We start from the raw sequence: 17666 nt of genomic DNA on the forward strand, positions 1-17666 counted from the left end.
AGGTAATCAGCTTTTTCATAATAGCTTCCCGCAGTATCGAACACCTCACTGGGATAACTATGATTGGTGAAAAGCCTGTTATTCTTCGCGCTTTGTCCAGCTCACCATTGCCTTAATTTCGGCATAACTATAGCCGTCGCCTAACACTTCTTTAAGCGGGGCCAGTCGGTCTGCACCATAATTTTCTATCACCTTTTGTATAGCCTGCATTTTTTGTTGAGGTACTATCTCGGTCACATCCATTTCGCCGGTTTGTATAAAACTGCACAAGTGCGACTCGATGGTATTGACCGACAAGCTGCGCTGGGCCGCAATCTCGGCTATGGTTTTGCCCGAGCGGTAAAGCTCAAAACTCTCGCGCTGCGTGCCACTTTTAGGCGCACGGGCTGTTTTAGTTTTTGCACGCGCTGGTGGCTTAGCCCGTTTGCTGCTTATTTGAGACGACAACCCATGCTGCTCACAGTAAGCGTTAATGGCCTGCAAAAATCCGGCACCGTAACGGTTTAGCTTCACCTCACCAAAGCCCGATATCCGGCCAAGCTCCTGAGCCGTTTGCGGCAAATAGGTTGCCATCTCCAGCAGCGTAGCATCTGAGAGAATGATATAAGCAGGTACATTTTCGTTCATGGCCATATTGTAGCGTACAGTTTTCAAATCCTCCAAAAGGCCACCCTCATATGCCGGTGTTTGTATATCGGCCGCAACTTCTATTGCTTCTGCTTCAATAAATTCCACTTTTTGGTGGCCTTTCAGCACAGCATCACTGGCGGGGGTTAGCCTAAGCACCGGGTAAGCGTCATCAGTAACCTGCAGGTAGCCTTGGGTAACCAGTTGGTTTAAGTAGCGCTGCCAATCGGCCTTGCTCACATCGGCCCCAATGCCGTATGTTTTCAGTTGCTTGTGTTCTTCCCTGATCTTCTCGCTTTTGGAGCCGCGCAACAGGTCAATCACGTAGGTAGTGCCAAACCGCTGATGAAGCCGCACCACTGCCGATAGCGCTTTTTGCGCCAATATAGTGCCGTCGAACCTTTTAAACTCCGTTAAACAAACATCGCAGGAGCCACAATGCTCAGGGAACTGTTCGTTAAAGTAGTGCATGAGGTACTGGCGGCGGCAAGTTTGCAGCTGGCAGTACTTAACCATATCATCCAGCTTTTTAAGCATTATGCGGCTCTGCTCCTCATTGCCATCTACCTTGGCAAAGCGCTGCAGCTTAAACGCATCACCAGCCGAAAAGAACAGCAGTGCCTCCGATGGTAGGCCGTCGCGCCCGGCGCGGCCGGTTTCTTGGTAATAACCTTCTATGTTCTTAGGCAGGTCATAATGTACCACATAGCGCACGTTCGATTTATTGATGCCCATACCAAAAGCAATAGTAGCCACCATAATTTTAACCTCATCGCGCAGGAATTGTTCCTGGTTACGGGCTTTGGTTTCGTTATCCAAACCCGCGTGATAGGCCTTGGCTGCATATCCCTGGCTGCGTAGGTCGGCTGCTACATCTTCGGTAGAAGAACGGGAAAGACAGTAAATGATGCCCGAGTCATCCTTACGGGAAGCCAAAAAATCGAGCAGTTGTGCGTAACTGTTTTTCTTGGGCGCTACAGTATAACTTATATTGGGGCGGTTAAATGAGGATACGAATTCGGCAGGCCGGTGCAGGGCTAGCTTTTCTTTAATATCCTGCCGGGTAAGGGTGTCGGCGGTAGCGGTAAGCGCTATAACCGGAATGGCCGGGAACTCCGTTTTAAAATGCGACAGCATCAGGTATTCGGGCCTGAAATCGTGCCCCCAGTGTGAAATACAGTGTGCCTCATCAATAGCAATCAAGCTTACGGGCAGCGACTTTAAAAAGCCTACCAATCGGCTTTCAGAGCTAAACAAGCGCTCAGGTGCCAGGTACAACAACTTAATCTGCCCGGCTTTTAACCGGTTAATAATATCTTGCTGCTCACCGTTGCTTTGTGTTGAATTTAAATAGGCCGCGGGTATGCCGTTAATGTTCAGGCTGTCTACCTGATCTTTCATCAAAGCAATAAGTGGCGAAATAACAATGGTTAGGCCGGGCAGCAATACGGCCGGTAACTGATAGCATAAGGATTTACCGCCGCCGGTGGGCATCAGCACCATGGCATCGCCTCCGTTTAGCAGTTGTTGTATAATGGCTTCCTGCTGATGACGAAATTGGGTATAACCAAAATATTTTTGCAGGGCTTGTATAGGGGTCATGTATATAAATAAAGGGTATTAAAGATACTCAAAATTGGGCAAACGGTCAATTATTTATAGCAACCCGTAAGGTAATTGACAATAGTTTGTTAGTTTTAATGCATACAACGTTATGAAGAAAATCTTTACGCTTTTATTGCTTTGTTCAAGCTTAATCCGTTCAGTTTCCGCCCAGGGCTTGCAGTCTCCAGCGCATTTTTTAGGGTATGAGCTGGGTAGTCAGTACACTTACCATTACCGCATTGCAGAGTATGTAAGGCATGTGGCACAAAACTCTAAACTGGTTAAGTTGCAGTCTTACGGCACCACTAATGAGGGGCGCCCGCTTATGGTAGCTTTTGTAGGCAGTGAAGAAAATATAGCCCGGTTGGATGATATCCGAAAGCACAATCTTTACCTGGCCGGCTTAAGTAACGGACCCGCAACCTTGAGCAATGCACCTGCTATTGTTTGGTTGAGCTATAACGTGCATGGCAACGAGCCCAGCAGCAGTGAGGCTGCGCTCCAAACGTTGTATGATTTGGTTAACCCCGCTAACACGCGTACGCAAGCCTGGCTAAAAAATACAGTTATCGTAATTGACCCCTGCCTTAACCCCGACGGGCGCGACCGGTACGTGAACTATTATAACCAAACACGCGGCTTACTGCCCGATCCCAATTCATCATCGCGCGAGCATATTGAACCCTGGCCGGGCGGGCGCGTAAATCATTATTATTTTGATTTAAACCGCGACTGGGCCTGGCAAACACAAAAAGAAGTGCAAGGCAGGGTAGGGTTGTACAACCAATGGCTGCCGCAAATTCATGTGGATTTTCACGAGCAGGGCTTCAATAACCCATATTATTTTGCACCTGCTGCAGAGCCTTTTCATAAAGATATCACGCCATGGCAACGCGAGTTTCAGACTACCATTGGCAAAAATAACGCTAAGTACTTTGACCAAAATGGCTGGCTATACTTTACTAAAGAAGTGTTTGATTTACTTTATCCATCATACGGTGATACTTATCCGCTTTATAACGGCTCTATTGGTATGACCTACGAACAGGGTGGCGGGCCTGCAGGTGGTTTGGCAGTTACTATGCGTAGCGGCGATACCTTAACCCTGGCCGACCGTATTGCTCACCATCACTCAAATGGGCTAAGTACCGTAGAAACGGCATCTAATAATGCGTCTAAAATACTTGCTGAGTATAAAAAGTATTTTGATAACAGCCGTACCAACCCGCCCGGCGTGTATAAAACTTATGTTATTAAAAACGAAAATGAGGATAAGATGAGGAAGCTGCAAGAGCTATTGTACGCTAATCAAATTACGTTTTCGGTAGGCACAAGCCGACAGGCCAGCGGTTATAACTACTTTAATGGTAAAAACGAAAGTTTTACTATTAATAAAAACGATATGGTTATTAGCGCTTACCAACCCAAAGCGGTATTGTTGAATGTGCTGTTAGAACCCAAAACTTTCATTGCAGACTCTAACACCTATGACATCACCGCATGGTCGTTACCTTATGCGTATGGCTTAAAAGCTTACGGATTAAAGGACGCCATTAATAAACCGGCACCCGGCAAAAATGAAGAAGTTGTGTTAGCACATCAGCCAGCCAAACCTGTACAAACTGGAAAGGCCTATGCTTATGTAGCGCAGTGGACCTCTGTAGAAGACGTGAAGTTTTTATCGGCATTGCTGCAAAAAGGTATAAAGGTGCGCTATGCATCAGATGCGTTTACAATGGGCAATAAGAAGTTCAATGCCGGTTCTATCATTATCACACGTGCCAGTAACAATCAGCCCAATTTTGACCGGATGATTAACGAGATAAGTGAACGCTACTCGCGCACGCTTACACCTTTAGCCACGGGTTTTGCCGATACCGGTGCCGATTTGGGTTCCAGCGCAGTAGGTTTTATAACCAAGCCACGTGTAATGTTGGTATCAGGCGAGGGCGTCTCAGCTAATGATATGGGCGAGGTATGGCACTTTTTTGAACAGCAGATTGGTTACCCGGTATCTATTGTGCGTTACCAGGATTTAGGCAGAATCAAACTGAGCGATTTTGACGTGGCAATATTGCCCGATGGCCGCTACTCAAATTTTCCGTTAGATCGTTTGCAGGATTGGGTTAATGATGGAGGCAAACTGATTGCCATGGGAGGTGCTATCCGCCAGTTTGCTGACAAAAAAGGATTTGCCTTAAAAAGTAAGGACGAAAAGAAGGATGATAAAGACGGCAAAAAGACGCCCGATCTTTCGGCCTATAACAGCCGCGATCGCGAATCGATAAAGTACAATGTGCCGGGCGCTATATTTAAGGTTTACCTTGATAATACACATCCTTTGGGTTATGGCTACCCTCCTTTCTACTACACTTTAAAATTAGGGGATGATATTTACGATTATTTGGATAACAGCGGCGTAAATGTGGGTGTGCTTAAAAAGGATAGTTATGTATCAGGCTTTGCTGGCCAAAAAGCCAAAGAAAAATTAAGTAACGGTTTATTGTTCGGCGTACAATCAATGGGCCGTGGATCTATAGTTTACCTGACCGATGATCCTCTGTTCCGCAGTTTTTGGGAAAACGGTAAGCTGTTGTTTAGTAACGCTGTATTTATGGTAAATTAAGATAGATACAAAAAAGAGCCAGGAGACAGGTGAGCTGATTTTCAAAGTCCCCTGTCTCTTGGCTCTTATTGTTGGCCGGCTAAGTTTAGTTACCCGATTTTACACGGCTTTTCTCCGCATCAGAACCCGTAGTGCGTTTGCGAGCTTGTATTTTGCTGTTACCAAAATTATAAGTGAAAGTTAAGCGGGCCACACGCGTTTCATTCTTTTGGAACACGTTGAAGTTTAAGTTGCCCTGGCGCACTGTTAAGTTTTGCTTACGGGTGTTAAACACATCGCTAACCGAAAATTTCAAATTAGCTTTTTTCTGCGCAAAAGATTTACTGATACCTGCATCAAAGTTATATTGATGACCAATATGGAATAAAGCGTAGGTTAACGGAGACTGATAGTTAAAGGTTCCTTCAAATTTTACGGTTTTACTTAAGGTAAAGGTGTTGATGGAATTGCCTTGAAGGGCATACTGTCCGTTATCTAATTCAAGTGCAGCAGATTTAAAGCCCAGGTAAAAACCGGTAACGTTGTTATTCATGTTCCACCATTTGGTGATACCGAACGGTAGGCTTAGGTTCAGGTTAAATGAATTTTGCTCGGCCAGGTTTTCACGGGTAATAAAAGTTATCTTTTTATCGTCAATTTGTCTAGGTACCTCAGCCATTACATCGGTTGTTAGGCTGTAGCCTAAAGTAGCATTAAACCTCTTTTTAAAAGTGTATGACAATTCATAAGAGTTGGTGTACTGTGGCTTTAAATTAGGATTACCTTGCACATAAGTGTAAGCGTTCAGTATCTGGGTAAAGCTGTTCAGGTCATCATAACTTGGGCGATCTATACGGCGGCTGTAATTTAACCCGAGGCTGTGATTGTCCGAAAATTCATGGTTTACAAATACGCTTGGAAATAAGCTCAGGTAATGTCTGTCGTTCACAGTGGCTACATTGTAAATGTCGCGTGAATCGCCTTTAGAGTTCGTTTGCTCCGCACGCAAACCAGCCTGAACTGAGGTTTTTTTCCAGCTCTTACTAAAGTTAAAATAACCGGCATTAATGTTTTCAGTGTACTTGTACAGGTTAGTGCGTCCGGCATCTGTTACCCAATTACCGTTCAATATCGAGTCGGTACGTAAATCATTATCAGTACCCACATAGCTAAATTTTATACCTGCTTCCAGCTTCATGGTTTTTCCAATTGGGTTGGTATAATCGGCTTTGTAGGTGGCAATGTTTATTTTGGTAGGCAGGTTGTTTCTAAGCAAAGAGCCATATTTCAAAGTGCTGCCATCAGCCTGGAAAAAGTTGTTGGTGTAATTGTTACTCTGCCTGTTAGCGAAGTGTGAATAATCGGCATCCATACTTAACTCTTTGCCTAAAGTGTCTAAAATAATCCGGTTGTTAATATTAGCGGTAATGTTGTTATATCTCTCGGCAGATGTGTTGCGGGTTGTAGTCACCGCGCTGTTATTAATCCGATCCAGACTAATTAGTGTGTTATTGAAAGTATTGGCATCAAACGATGAGTTGTATCCGGTTAGTTGAATGCCAAGCGTGTTGGTTTTGCTCAAATCATAGTCTGCACCTAATTTATAATTGTGAGCGCTACGACTGCCTAACATATCGGTCGACTCGTTAAAAAATGTATTAACACCGGCATTGTTTATAGTCCGGTTCAGATTTATATCCTGCGGACGTTTGTTGTTAAAGTAGCTGTAGTTACCAAAAACGTTTAGCTTACCATCTTTATGGTTTAAGTTTAATGATGAACTGGCTTTGTGATTGTTGCCATAACCGCCTGTAGCTGCAATACTGCCGTTAGTACCGGCGTTGCGGTTCTTTTTCATCTTAATGTTAATGATGCCTGAATTACCGGCAGCATCATATTTAGCCGATGGGTTGGTGATGATTTCTATGGATTGAATAGAGTTGCCATCAGTAGAACGCAGCAGGCTTGATAGCTGTTGTGCTGAAAGGTAGGTAAGCTTACCATCAATCATCACAGTAACCCCTTGTTTGCCTTTTAAGCTTATGTTGTCATCCTTATCAACCGTAACACCAGGGGCACGCTCTAAAATCTCCATGGCAGAATTGCCGGCGGCCAACACACTGTTCTCCACATTCATTACGGTGCGGTCTATCTTGCGTTCAATTAAGGGCTTGGTAGCTACAACACTTACAGCTTTTAAGCTGTTGCTGCCTGGTACAAGTTTCAGCACGGGCACGCTTACTACAGCGTTTGCAGCAACGGTTACTGGTCCGCTAACTGATTTATCATACCCTATAATGGTGGCTTTAATTAAATAAGTACCGGCTACAACACGCTCAATAGCGTATTGGCCGCTTTCGTTGGTTAGGCTGCTTTTTACTATAGAAGAGTCTTTAACGCGTAACAGGCTAACGGTTGCAAAATCGGCAGGTTTTCCTTGTTCTGTAATTACCGAACCTGTGATTTTGCCGGTAGGGCCTATGTTTTGTGCTTTTACTGTAGCCAGGCAGGTTGTAAGCCCTAAAAGTAGAAGTGTGTTATATATTATTGATTTCATGTGGGGTTAGGGTTTATGTGATTTGTAAAGTTTGGGCAATAGATATCCAGTTAAAGATTTATAGTCTTTTTTTAATTTGTTAAACTTGATTGTTTTTGATTTATCTGCCAGTGCGGGCAGCTTGTGTTCTGTTATTTGATAGTAAGATGCAGAAAGGGCGCTTCTGGTTACACAAAAAATGAAATTTTTTAAAATACTATCGTCACCAGCTTTTAACCATAATTTTTTAACAACACACTTCCTCTACGTTATGGTAAGGATCGGTGTTAGCAAAATTAGCGCCCTGCCCATGACATCATGAACCTTAGTACACAGGCAGGGCGCCGGTTTTATTGCTTTTTGTGTAAGCGGCGTATTACCACCGTTTTTTTGCGCACTGGTGCCGGAGCCACAGTGCTATCTATATATACCGTATCTGTTGATACCTTAACTGTGGTATCCATTTGAGCTATGGTTGTATCTTTAACAGGAGCGTCTTGTTTTACAGCTGTGATTGCGCTGTCCAGCTTACACTTCAAACCTTCCTCGGTCATGATGAATGGTGCGGGTTCAGTACGCGAATGGTCGCGTTGACCCGGAAAGCAAGCATCAACATCCATATAGTTGGAGATAAATTCATTCATCTTATTGCTTACCATTATAGTTGCGTTAAGCGGAATGCGTAAAGTAAGTTTTACTTCTTCATTGTACCACTGATTGTTCTTCAATCTGCGAAGTTTTGAATCAAATTTTAAGATAGAATCCTGCTGAACAAAAACATAGCGGGTGTTGCGGGCATGATCCAGTGCATCCTCAAAATTTTTGCCTCGGGCGGTGAATTCTTCAATTAATACAGGGTAAGGTACATCACCTTTTTCGATATCAATTCTAACGTTACGCGGCTCAAAGTCATCATCGCCCTCATCGGTCAGCGTTAGGTTTTTAAACTTGTTTTTGATGTCTAAACGGGCGCTGTCTTCTGCGGTTAAAAACATGGCATCGTTCAGTTCCAGGTAGTATATCTGTTTAGCATTAGGCTTTATATTAATAGTTTGCGTAAACCCGGCTGATTCTTTGAACTCTGCGGCCGCACGTGCGCCATGGTAAAGCAACACAAACAAGGAGCTTACCCATATAATAAGCAAGGTATAACCAGCAGACCTGTTTAACGATACGGTATTAAACACAGCAGTTGAAATAACTACAATAAGCGCTGTAAGCGGTATGATAGTTAACAAGGCAAAGGCAACTCTTACCTGGTTGATGTACTCGTAGCTAAAGAACATGTCGGGTACGGAGAAATTGGTATTTCCAAAAAACATGGTACCTATTAATAACACTATAATGGCTATAATACCGGCAATGCATGACAAGATGATGCCAACACCCAGCACCTTTACCAGCACACTGCCAGCACCTCCTAAAAACTTGCCAAGGTGATGGAAAAAATCGCTCACAAAATCGCGGGTTTTATAAGCTAAGGGGCGGGCTTCCTGCCTTACATCATGTAAACGGCCGCCAACTGCGCTCAATTCAGCTTCAAAGTTTCGTTTAAAGCCTTGTAAATCTAGGGGTTCACCTTTCATGGCCATCCTGTCGGCACGGGTAACTGCCTTCGGAACAATGATCCATAATATAATATATACCAAGAAACCTGTGCCTGCAAATATGAATGCCACAGCGAAGAATAACCTTACCCAAACCGCTTGTATATCAAAGTAATTAGCAATACCTGCACAAACACCGCCTATTAAATGATCATCCTGATCGCGAAATAAGCGGCGAGTACCCATAGGTGCTTCAAAAGCTGGTTCGCCAAAGCCTGCAGTACCTCCTGTTTCATCAAGCGTTTCAAAATCCTTTACCGACCCCATCTGCTCTATAACGGCTTGTACGTCCTGATCTACCAGTGCCTGACGGTTTTCGCGGGCAAGTATTTCGGTAAACATCTCAGCAATGCGGTTTTCGATGTCGGTTGTAATCTCCAAACTGTCGGCCGAGTTGAAAAAATGACGTTTTACATCGGTCATGTACTCCTTAAGTAGCTCGTAAGCCTGCTCCTCTATGTGAAATACAGTGCCGTTTATATTGATAATGATTGTTTTGTTCATGATGATTTATAGTTTACTAAGGTTTTTTATTTTCTTCCTTCGATAGAGGATTGCACGGCAAATGCCAGTTCCTGCCAGGTTTTGTCTAGCTGTTGGAGCACGTGGAGGCCCTCATCAGACAGTACATAATATTTTCGTGGAGGTCCCGATGTAGATTCGACCCAGTTGTAACTGAGCAGGCCGTTGTTTTTCAGTCGGGTAAGCAGGGGGTACAGAGTCCCCTCAACTACAAGAAGTTGCGCTTTTTTCAATTCGGCAATTATATCCGACGCGTATATTTCGCCTCTGGCAATTATACTCAGTATGCAGTACTCGAGTATGCCTTTTCGCATTTGGGTTTGGGTGTTTTCTACAAGCATAATACAAAGATATATGTTTTGTAATGTATTATGCAATACATAGTACTAAATTATTTTTCTTAAATGGAATGTTTATAAATTTTTAATAATTTTTAACTAATACTTGTGTATTTGGGAACTTCAGCCTACTTTTATTAATTAACTATTAACTGATCTTATATTAACAAACAAATGAAGAAACTTCTACTTCTGAGTTTGTGCATGGTTTTGCTCTTTTTTGGGCAGAGTTATGCGCAAGACCGTACAGTAACAGGTACGGTTACAGGTAAAGACGACGGACAACCCCTACCTGGTGTTGTTGTGAAAATTAAAGGGACCCAATCTGCGGTTAGTACGGATGGGTTCGGCAAATACTCTATCAAGGCGCCAGCCAACAGTGCTTTGGTGTTTTCATTTATTGGCTACGTTCAACTTGAGGCTGCAGCTAGAGGTAACGTACTGAATGTTGCCTTAGAGCCTAACGTAAAGCAACTAGGTGAGGTAGTGGTAACAGCGTTAGGTACACGCCGCGAAAAGAAATCATTAGGTTATGCCCAAACAACGGTTACTGCTGAGCAAATTAATGCTTCATCATCAATAAACCTGTTTAGTGGTATACAAGGTAAAGTAGCTGGTGTTAATATTTCTAACACTTCGGGTTCACCAGGTGGTTCAACTAAGGTTATTATCCGTAGTTTCTCTTCCATTACCGGAAGTAACCAGCCCTTATACATCGTAGATGGTGTGCCTATTGACAACTCACGTCCAGGTTCAGATAATAACTTCGATTTTGGTAACAATGCGAACGACATCGATCCTAACTCTATTGAGAGCATGAGTATCCTCAAAGGTTCAGCTGCAACTGCTTTATACGGCTCTCGTGGTTCAAACGGTGTTATTTTAATTACTACAAAGAGGGGCAAGGCAGGTAAGCCTGTTGTTGACGTTACACTGGGTACTACCCTAACAAGCCTGGCTTCAGTATATAACCCTCAAAAGGTTTTTGGACAGGGTTGGGATTCTCAATCTTACATATCTGAAAATGGTAACTGGGGGCCCAAATTTGATGGTGTAGTAAGGCCTTGGGGTGCTATTGTAAATAACTCGCAATTGCTTAAGCCATTTTCTTATGTAGATAATAACGTAAAGAATGCTTTTGATACTGGTTTTGAAACCAACAACCAGATTGCCTTAAGCGGTGGTAACGAAACGTCTACCTATTACATGTCATACGGTAATGTATATAGCAATGGTATTCTGCCAACCAGCAACGATAGCTATAAAAGAAACAACTTCAGCTTAAAAGGATCTACCTCTTACAAAGGCTTTACTGCCGAGGCTTCTATGAACTACGTAAGCAAAGCTTCGAGGTTTGTAGCTACCGGCCAGGGTGATTCTGGTATTGGTGCTGGTTTTTATGAGGAAATACTGCAAATTCCGGGTAACATTCCAATCCGTGACTTACGCGATTACAAGAACCGGTATTTCAACGTAGATAATTACTTTACGCCATTTGCTGAAAACCCATACTACGTTTTAAACGAAAACGGCAGCCGTTATCGCAGTGACAGGATTTACGGTAACATTAACCTGAATTACAAAGCCAACAAATGGCTGTCATTCCAGATACAGCAAGGTGTTGACGTTAATAATGCCGGCGACAAAATCTGGCATAATGTAAACAGCCCTGTGCCGGGCAGCTGGAACGGTGGAGATGATACAATAGATCCAACCAATCCGGAAGGCGCTAAGCGCGCAGCTGATGTTGGTAACGTTATTGAGGAATCGTTTAAGCAATTTGAATATGATTCAAAACTTAACGCCTTATTCAATACAACAATTACATCAGACTTTGACGTGAATGGCTTGGTAGGTGTGAACTATAATGACAGAGGTACCCGTAGCCTGTATACTGAAGTTCAAGGATTAACTATTCCTGGATTCTATCAACTATCTAATACTTCTAACTTGCCAACTGCTAGTGAATCAGAAACACATCGCCGTTTATTAGGTGTATACGGACAGGCAACATTTGGCTACAAACGTTACCTTTATTTAACCCTTACAGGCCGTAACGACTGGTCTTCAACACTACCTAAAGGTGGTAACAGCTATTTTTATCCAGGAGCTAGCTTAGCGTATAACATAATTGAGTCGTTAGGTTTACAAAACACTGCTGTTTCGAGCGCTAAATTAAGAGCGAGCTATGGTAAAACCGGTAGTGATACAGATCCATATCGTATTATTAACACGCTTAACGCTACAAACGTGGTTTTGGGCTTTGGTAATAATACATTACCTTTTAATGGAGTTCCAGGTTATACCATCAATAACCAGTTAAACAACGGCACGCTGAAGCCTGAAACGCAAACCGAGCTCGAGTTGGGTGCCGAAGCTAACTTCTTTAAAAACCGTTTAGGTTTTGATTTTACCTACTACGCCCGTGTTAAAAAAGATCAAATATTACCGGTTGCTACAGCTCCTTCATCAGGATACACCACTGCGATATTGAACTTTGGTAAAGTAAGAAACCGTGGTATTGAGCTTGCCATTCATGGCACCCCAATACAGACCAAAACAGTTACCTGGGATGTAAACTACAATTTTACACGCAACCGCAACTTGGTACTTGAATTAAATAACGGTCTTGAAAAAGCTGTATTGACTTCTGCCTATGATGCTCAATTTGCTGCTATAGCTGGCCAACCATTGGGAGTTTTCCTGGCACCTGTACCAGTTTATGATCCAGAAGGCCGTATTGTAGTTAACAACCAGGGCTTCCCGGTTACTTCTACAGCGTTGGGTAACTATGGTACATCACAATCTGATTTTCAGATGGGCTTAAGCAACAGTATCCGCGTAAAAAACTTTGCACTAAGTTTTACATTTGACTGGCGTCAGGGTGGCCGTTTCTATTCTGGAACTGCAGATTTGTTGAATTTTGTGGGTGCTGATCAAAAAACATTATATAATGATCGTCGTCCGTTCATCGTTCCTAATTCGGTACAAGCTGTTGCAGGCCCAAATGGTACGACAACGTATGTAGAAAACACTACACCTATCAGCGAAATCAATTACGACGATTACTACTATACTAACCAAAACAAGGGGATAGCTTACCAAAACCGTATTTTGGACAAAACCTTCGTTAAGTTGCGTGAACTTACATTGTCTTACACTCTCCCAGTAGCTATTGCTCAAAAGATAGGTGCACAAAGAGCAATGTTTACGGTATTTGGCCGCAACCTATATACATGGTTGCCAAAACGTAATCAAACTATTGATCCGGAAGTGTCTAACCAGGGTATAGATTTGACCAGTGAGTTTGGAGAGTTTAGAACAGCACCTCCGTTAAGATATTTCGGAGCGTCATTGAAAGTTTCATTTTAATTTGATCTGAAAAACATGAAAAGAAATACATTATATAAATCAGCGCTTACATTTGGCATAGCATTTTTGTCATTTGGCTGTAGCAAAATTGCTGATATAAACGTTAGCCCCAACAACCCTTCGGTTGATGCGGCTACACCACAAATTTTGTTTCCTTCGGCTGTTCTTTCAGCAGCGGGCCGCATTGGCGGCGAGTTAAATATATTAGGAGGCGTTTGGTCACAGTATTGGACACAATCCAACAGTTCAGCCCAATACCGCAGTATTGATTCTTACAATCTGATACGTACCGATCTAAATGCCAATTATAGCGAATTATTTGCTGGCTCGTTAAGCGATTTGCAGTTAGCTATTACGCAGGCAAAAGCTGCGAATAACAATCAGTACTATTTAATGTGTACGGTGATGAAAGCTGTTGTATATGAAACATTGGTTGATTTGTATGACCAGGTTCCCTATACCGAGGCATTTAAGGGAATTGAGAACATACAACCAAAGTTTGATGACGGTTATAGCATTTACAAAGGTTTATTAGCCGAAATTGATGCAGCTTTGGCTACGAACTACAATGGTAAGCTGGTTGGATCAGCTGCTACCGCCGACCTAGTATTTGGCGGTGATATGGATAAGTGGCGCCAATTTGCAAATACATTAGAATTAAGAATGTATTTACGTATGATTAATGCCAAGCCGGCTGAAGCACAAGCCGGATACCAAAAGCTGGTAGCCCGAAAAGCTGATTACCTTACAGTAAATGCTGGCGTTACGCAGTACACTGATGCCACAGATAAACGTAATCCGTTTTACACTTATAACGTATTTGCCTTAAACAGTTCAACTAACTTAAGGGCCAGTACTACGTTGGTTTCTTACTTGAAAACCAATGGCGACCCACGTATAGTGCCTTATTTTACCTCAGCTACCACTACCTCAATTAATCAGGGCGATTTTAATGCAACACCTGCGGCACGCCCTGAATACTCAACTGCTAATACTCCTAATCAGGACGCTACAGATCCTGTTTTTTTCCTGACTGCTGCTGAGTCTTATTTTTTGCAGGCTGAAGCTGATTTGCGGTTTAATGGAGGTGTAAATACTGCTGCTTTGTACAACGAAGGGGTTAATGCAGCTTTTGAACAAGTTGGTGCTGTGCGCGGTAACCTTTATCCTTTCCCAACTGCAGGAACAACCGAACAAAAGATTGAAGCTATCATTGTACAAAAATGGGCCTCTTTACCTAAAACTGGCCATACTTTAGAAGGCTTTTTTGAGCAGGAGCGTACAGGCTATCCAAGAATTAGCCCTGTGTACTCAACTGCCCTTGCTTATGTACCTGGTCAGTGGGTTTATTCTGCCACTGGTGTAACTACTGGCAAATTGTTCCCTAAGCGCCTGGTGTTTCCTGATGTTGAGCGTAGCCGTAACAACAATACTCCGGCCGAGGTGCCTATAACTACACCGGTATGGTGGGGTAAATAATTGTTCAAAAAAAATTGATTCTTATTATGAAAAAATATATAAAGCTTATTGGAATAGCATTAGTTTGTATTTCGGTATACTCATGCCAAAAAGATAAATTCGATTATAAGGAAGGGTACGTTGGCGAGTCGAAAATAACGAACTACGCGACGTTTACCATGAAAGGGGATACTTATACTTCTGTAGTAAAGGGTAGTACTTACACTGATGCCGGAGCGGCTGCAAAAGAAGGTAGTTCGGATTTGAAAGTAACTGCAACCGGTACAGTTAACACAGCTGTTGTTGGGTTATATACCATCAGCTACAGTGCAACCAACAGCGATGGTTTCCCTGCAAGTGTAACCCGTTACGTTGCTGTAATACCTACTGCTGAAGTGGCTGGTGTGAATGTTGCCGGAAGTTATGATTATGCTTCCGGAGGTACTACTGCTACGGTTACTAAACTAGCTCCAGGTTTTTACAGAACAAGTAATTTGTATTCAGCAGCTACAACAATTCCTGCATACGTTATTACAAGCGATGGTTTAAACTGGACTATTCCGCTGCAAAGTACAGCCTATGGCCGCTTGCAGGGGACAGCAAAGTTAGCCGGATTTACATCGGGTAGTACTTTGAATTACTCTGTTGATTTGCTTGATCAAGGTATAGCCGGCTCAACTCGCAGATGGTTAAAACAATAACAAATTATTGATGAACATTATGAAAAAGATAATTTATATACTGGTAGCATTTGCGTTTGCGTTTAGCTCTTGTCGCAAAGATGAAATAGAAGCTGGAGGCACAAACGTGCAAGAGATGGCTGGTGAATTTTGGGTTCAGGCCGATGATGGCGATGATTCTTTTTATAAAATTACCACCTTTAATACTGCATCTAATTCTTCTACCCAAATGTGGCTAAAAGAAGAAGATTACGGGTACCAAACTTTGGTCAACGTAAACTTAACTGATGGTACGTTTTCTCAGCCAAACGGCACCGATATTACAGGAAGTTATATAGCTAAGCCGATAGTTATAACAGCTGGTAAAATTGTAAAAAATGGCACAAAGGCACCTGGCTCTGGTGTTCCTACTGACTTGATTACGTTTACTGCTACGTTTTCAAATGCTTCTGGTAACAACCAGGTTACCTACACGGGCTACCGGAGAACTAAGTTTTTATCAGACGATCATTAATCGTTTACCACATTAAACAAAAAAGGAGCAGGTAACTGCTCCTTTTTTGTTTAAACCAATTCCGGTTATTCGCCATCAAGTCCTTCCGGGTCACCTTCCTGCTTCAGCTGGTCAAGCGACAGGTTTGTGGTGCCGCCCATATTTTCTTCAACCTCGCCAATATCACCTTGGGTAGTTAATGGAGGCTGCGTTTCATTATGCGGCACTGCGCTACCGGCGTCAATGTCTTCAGCATCTTCGTATTCGGTCTCTTCGCGTTCGTTTACGGCCTCTTCCTGCTCATCTGTGTTAAACTTTGCAGCATCGCTGTTGGCCATATCTTGTATTTTATCGTTATCGGTGTTTAAATAATCGTCCTGATTAGTTAAACCAGCATCATCATATTCTGTCATATATATGGTTTTATTAAACAACGTACAAAGCCGTTACTGGTTTTACTTTAAGTTAACAAGGGGTGTGCGCAGGGAATTAATGTTTAGTAAAAATTAATAGAGCGCTGTTAAACCGTAGTCAGTTTATACAGTCAAACTAATCAAATAAACAAAAACAACAGCTTGCTTAGGTAAGCTTTAAACTCCTCATATCATACATGAAAAAACTTAATAAATATTTGCTTACACTGGGACTTAGCGTTTTAACAACACTGTCCCTTTCCTTAACTGCAGATGCACAACGCGGCGGAAGAGGCGGTGGTTTTGGTGGTGGCAACCGCGGCGGCAGTTTTGGCGGGTCTCGTGGTGGTGGTTTTGGCGGTGGCGGTTTTCAAGGTCGTTCAGGCGGTGGTTTCCAGGGCCGCTCAGGTGGCAGCTTTTCTCCACGGGGTGGCGATTTTGGTAATCGGGGCAGTTACAATACGCCACGAGGTAATTCAGGCCCAGGCCGCCAGAGTTATGGCATGCGTCCAAATTTTGGCGACAGGCAAGGCATTACACCTCGCGGAAGCTTTGATCGTAACCGTACTTACAGCGCACCCAGAGGTTCTTTTGGTTATCCACGCGGCAATTACAGCTACCGCGGCAATGTAGGCCGTCAGGGTTTCTATGGTCGTCCGGGTTACAGAGGTAGTGTTGGGCGCAGCTATTTTTATGGCCGTTCGTACTATCGTGGTGGTATAAGAGGTTACTACGGTCGTCCGTATACTGGCTTCTACCATAATTACCGGGGTTATTACAACAGTTATTATTATCCACGTTTAGGTTTTAGTCTTGGTGTGTTACCTTTTGGTTATTACTCATTTAATTGGGGAGGTAACCCGTATTTTTACAGCAATGGTTTTTATTATCAACAGTATAACAATCAATATACTGTGGTTGAACCACCGGTAGGTGCCGAGATAGATCGTTTACCCGATGATGCCGAAGCCATCACTATTGATGGTCAGGAATATTATGAATCGAATGGTGTATACTACCAGCCGGTTACTAAAGACAACGGCCGCATTGCTTACCGTGTAGCCGGTAAAGACGGCGAGTTGAATACTGATAATAACAACAGCCAATACAATGGCGACGATAATGGTGATTATCCGCAAATAGGAGACGTTATTGAAGAGTTGCCTGATGGCGCCCGTAAGGTGAAGGTAGATGGCGAAAAATATTACGTAACTCCCGAAGGTGTTTATTTACACGAGCAACGCGATGCCAGCGGCAAAAAGATTTTCGTAGTAACCAGCGTACCCGGTAATGACGATAATGATGATCAGAATTAATTAATAAATGATAATAGTTTTTTTCTAAGGGTACGGCATATGCCGTACCCTTTTTTATTCTTATACAAATAAAAATGTTTGCATTAACAAAGCA

General features: G+C 43.0%; 11 protein-coding genes. 6 read left to right on the forward strand and 5 right to left on the reverse strand.

Annotated elements, in window-relative coordinates; all coding sequences use genetic code 11:
- Positions 1–78: 78 nt before the first annotated feature.
- Entirely contained in the window at positions 79–2229 is a 2151-nt protein-coding gene (gene recQ / locus ABDD95_RS03045) for a DNA helicase RecQ (protein ID WP_345950426.1), read from the reverse strand.
- 112 nt (positions 2230–2341) lie between these two features.
- Here recQ and ABDD95_RS03050 point away from each other — a divergent pair, with 112 nt between their 5' ends.
- Entirely contained in the window at positions 2342–4858 is a 2517-nt protein-coding gene (locus tag ABDD95_RS03050) for a M14 metallopeptidase family protein (protein ID WP_345950427.1), read from the forward strand.
- Between the two features lie 85 nt (positions 4859–4943).
- On the opposite strand, the gene ABDD95_RS03055 is transcribed toward ABDD95_RS03050, so the two are convergent.
- From ABDD95_RS03055 to ABDD95_RS03065, 3 genes are all read right to left on the reverse strand, one after another.
- A complete protein-coding gene (locus ABDD95_RS03055) occupies positions 4944–7394 on the reverse strand; it encodes an outer membrane beta-barrel family protein (protein ID WP_345950428.1) in 2451 nt (816 codons plus the stop codon).
- A gap of 329 nt (positions 7395–7723) precedes the next feature.
- Positions 7724–9484: a PspC domain-containing protein gene (locus tag ABDD95_RS03060; RefSeq protein ID WP_345950429.1), complete on the reverse strand. Its 1761-nt coding sequence runs from the start codon at positions 9482–9484 to the stop codon at positions 7724–7726.
- A 26-nt stretch (positions 9485–9510) separates the two neighbouring features.
- Complete coding sequence (locus ABDD95_RS03065; protein WP_345950430.1) at positions 9511–9843, reverse strand: PadR family transcriptional regulator; 333 nt, start codon at positions 9841–9843, stop codon at positions 9511–9513.
- Positions 9844–10014: 171 nt separating this feature from the next.
- Here ABDD95_RS03065 and ABDD95_RS03070 point away from each other — a divergent pair, with 171 nt between their 5' ends.
- From ABDD95_RS03070 to ABDD95_RS03085, 4 genes are read left to right on the forward strand one after another with little or no spacing between them, the layout of a single operon-like run.
- On the forward strand, positions 10015–13212 hold the full coding sequence (locus ABDD95_RS03070) for a SusC/RagA family TonB-linked outer membrane protein (protein WP_345950431.1): 3198 nt from the start codon (positions 10015–10017) through the stop codon (positions 13210–13212).
- Positions 13213–13227: 15 nt separating this feature from the next.
- A complete protein-coding gene (locus ABDD95_RS03075) occupies positions 13228–14691 on the forward strand; it encodes a SusD/RagB family nutrient-binding outer membrane lipoprotein (RefSeq protein ID WP_345950432.1) in 1464 nt (487 codons plus the stop codon).
- 26 nt (positions 14692–14717) lie between these two features.
- The gene (locus ABDD95_RS03080) at positions 14718–15371 is read left to right on the forward strand and encodes a DUF5011 domain-containing protein (protein ID WP_345950433.1); all 654 of its coding nucleotides are present in this window, start codon (positions 14718–14720) and stop codon (positions 15369–15371) included.
- A gap of 19 nt (positions 15372–15390) precedes the next feature.
- Entirely contained in the window at positions 15391–15864 is a 474-nt protein-coding gene (locus ABDD95_RS03085) for a lipid-binding protein (RefSeq protein ID WP_345950434.1), read from the forward strand.
- A gap of 65 nt (positions 15865–15929) precedes the next feature.
- On the opposite strand, the gene ABDD95_RS03090 is transcribed toward ABDD95_RS03085, so the two are convergent.
- The gene (locus tag ABDD95_RS03090) at positions 15930–16256 is read right to left on the reverse strand and encodes a hypothetical protein (protein ID WP_345950435.1); all 327 of its coding nucleotides are present in this window, start codon (positions 16254–16256) and stop codon (positions 15930–15932) included.
- Between the two features lie 197 nt (positions 16257–16453).
- Here ABDD95_RS03090 and ABDD95_RS03095 point away from each other — a divergent pair, with 197 nt between their 5' ends.
- The gene (locus tag ABDD95_RS03095; protein WP_345950436.1) at positions 16454–17572 is read left to right on the forward strand and encodes a DUF6515 family protein; all 1119 of its coding nucleotides are present in this window, start codon (positions 16454–16456) and stop codon (positions 17570–17572) included.
- Positions 17573–17666 lie beyond the last annotated feature (94 nt).

Origin of the sequence: Mucilaginibacter sp. PAMB04274, assembly GCF_039634385.2 — a bacterium.
GTDB lineage: Bacteria > Bacteroidota > Bacteroidia > Sphingobacteriales > Sphingobacteriaceae > Mucilaginibacter.

Coding starts and splice junctions, on each gene's coding strand:
- recQ (WP_345950426.1), bottom strand. CDS start 2,229: ATGACCCCTATACAAGCCCTGCAAAAATATTTTGGTTATACCCAATTT.
- ABDD95_RS03050 (WP_345950427.1), top strand. CDS start 2,342: ATGAAGAAAATCTTTACGCTTTTATTGCTTTGTTCAAGCTTAATCCGT.
- ABDD95_RS03055 (WP_345950428.1), bottom strand. CDS start 7,394: ATGAAATCAATAATATATAACACACTTCTACTTTTAGGGCTTACAACC.
- ABDD95_RS03060 (WP_345950429.1), bottom strand. CDS start 9,484: ATGAACAAAACAATCATTATCAATATAAACGGCACTGTATTTCACATA.
- ABDD95_RS03065 (WP_345950430.1), bottom strand. CDS start 9,843: ATGCTTGTAGAAAACACCCAAACCCAAATGCGAAAAGGCATACTCGAG.
- ABDD95_RS03070 (WP_345950431.1), top strand. CDS start 10,015: ATGAAGAAACTTCTACTTCTGAGTTTGTGCATGGTTTTGCTCTTTTTT.
- ABDD95_RS03075 (WP_345950432.1), top strand. CDS start 13,228: ATGAAAAGAAATACATTATATAAATCAGCGCTTACATTTGGCATAGCA.
- ABDD95_RS03080 (WP_345950433.1), top strand. CDS start 14,718: ATGAAAAAATATATAAAGCTTATTGGAATAGCATTAGTTTGTATTTCG.
- ABDD95_RS03085 (WP_345950434.1), top strand. CDS start 15,391: ATGAAAAAGATAATTTATATACTGGTAGCATTTGCGTTTGCGTTTAGC.
- ABDD95_RS03090 (WP_345950435.1), bottom strand. CDS start 16,256: ATGACAGAATATGATGATGCTGGTTTAACTAATCAGGACGATTATTTA.
- ABDD95_RS03095 (WP_345950436.1), top strand. CDS start 16,454: ATGAAAAAACTTAATAAATATTTGCTTACACTGGGACTTAGCGTTTTA.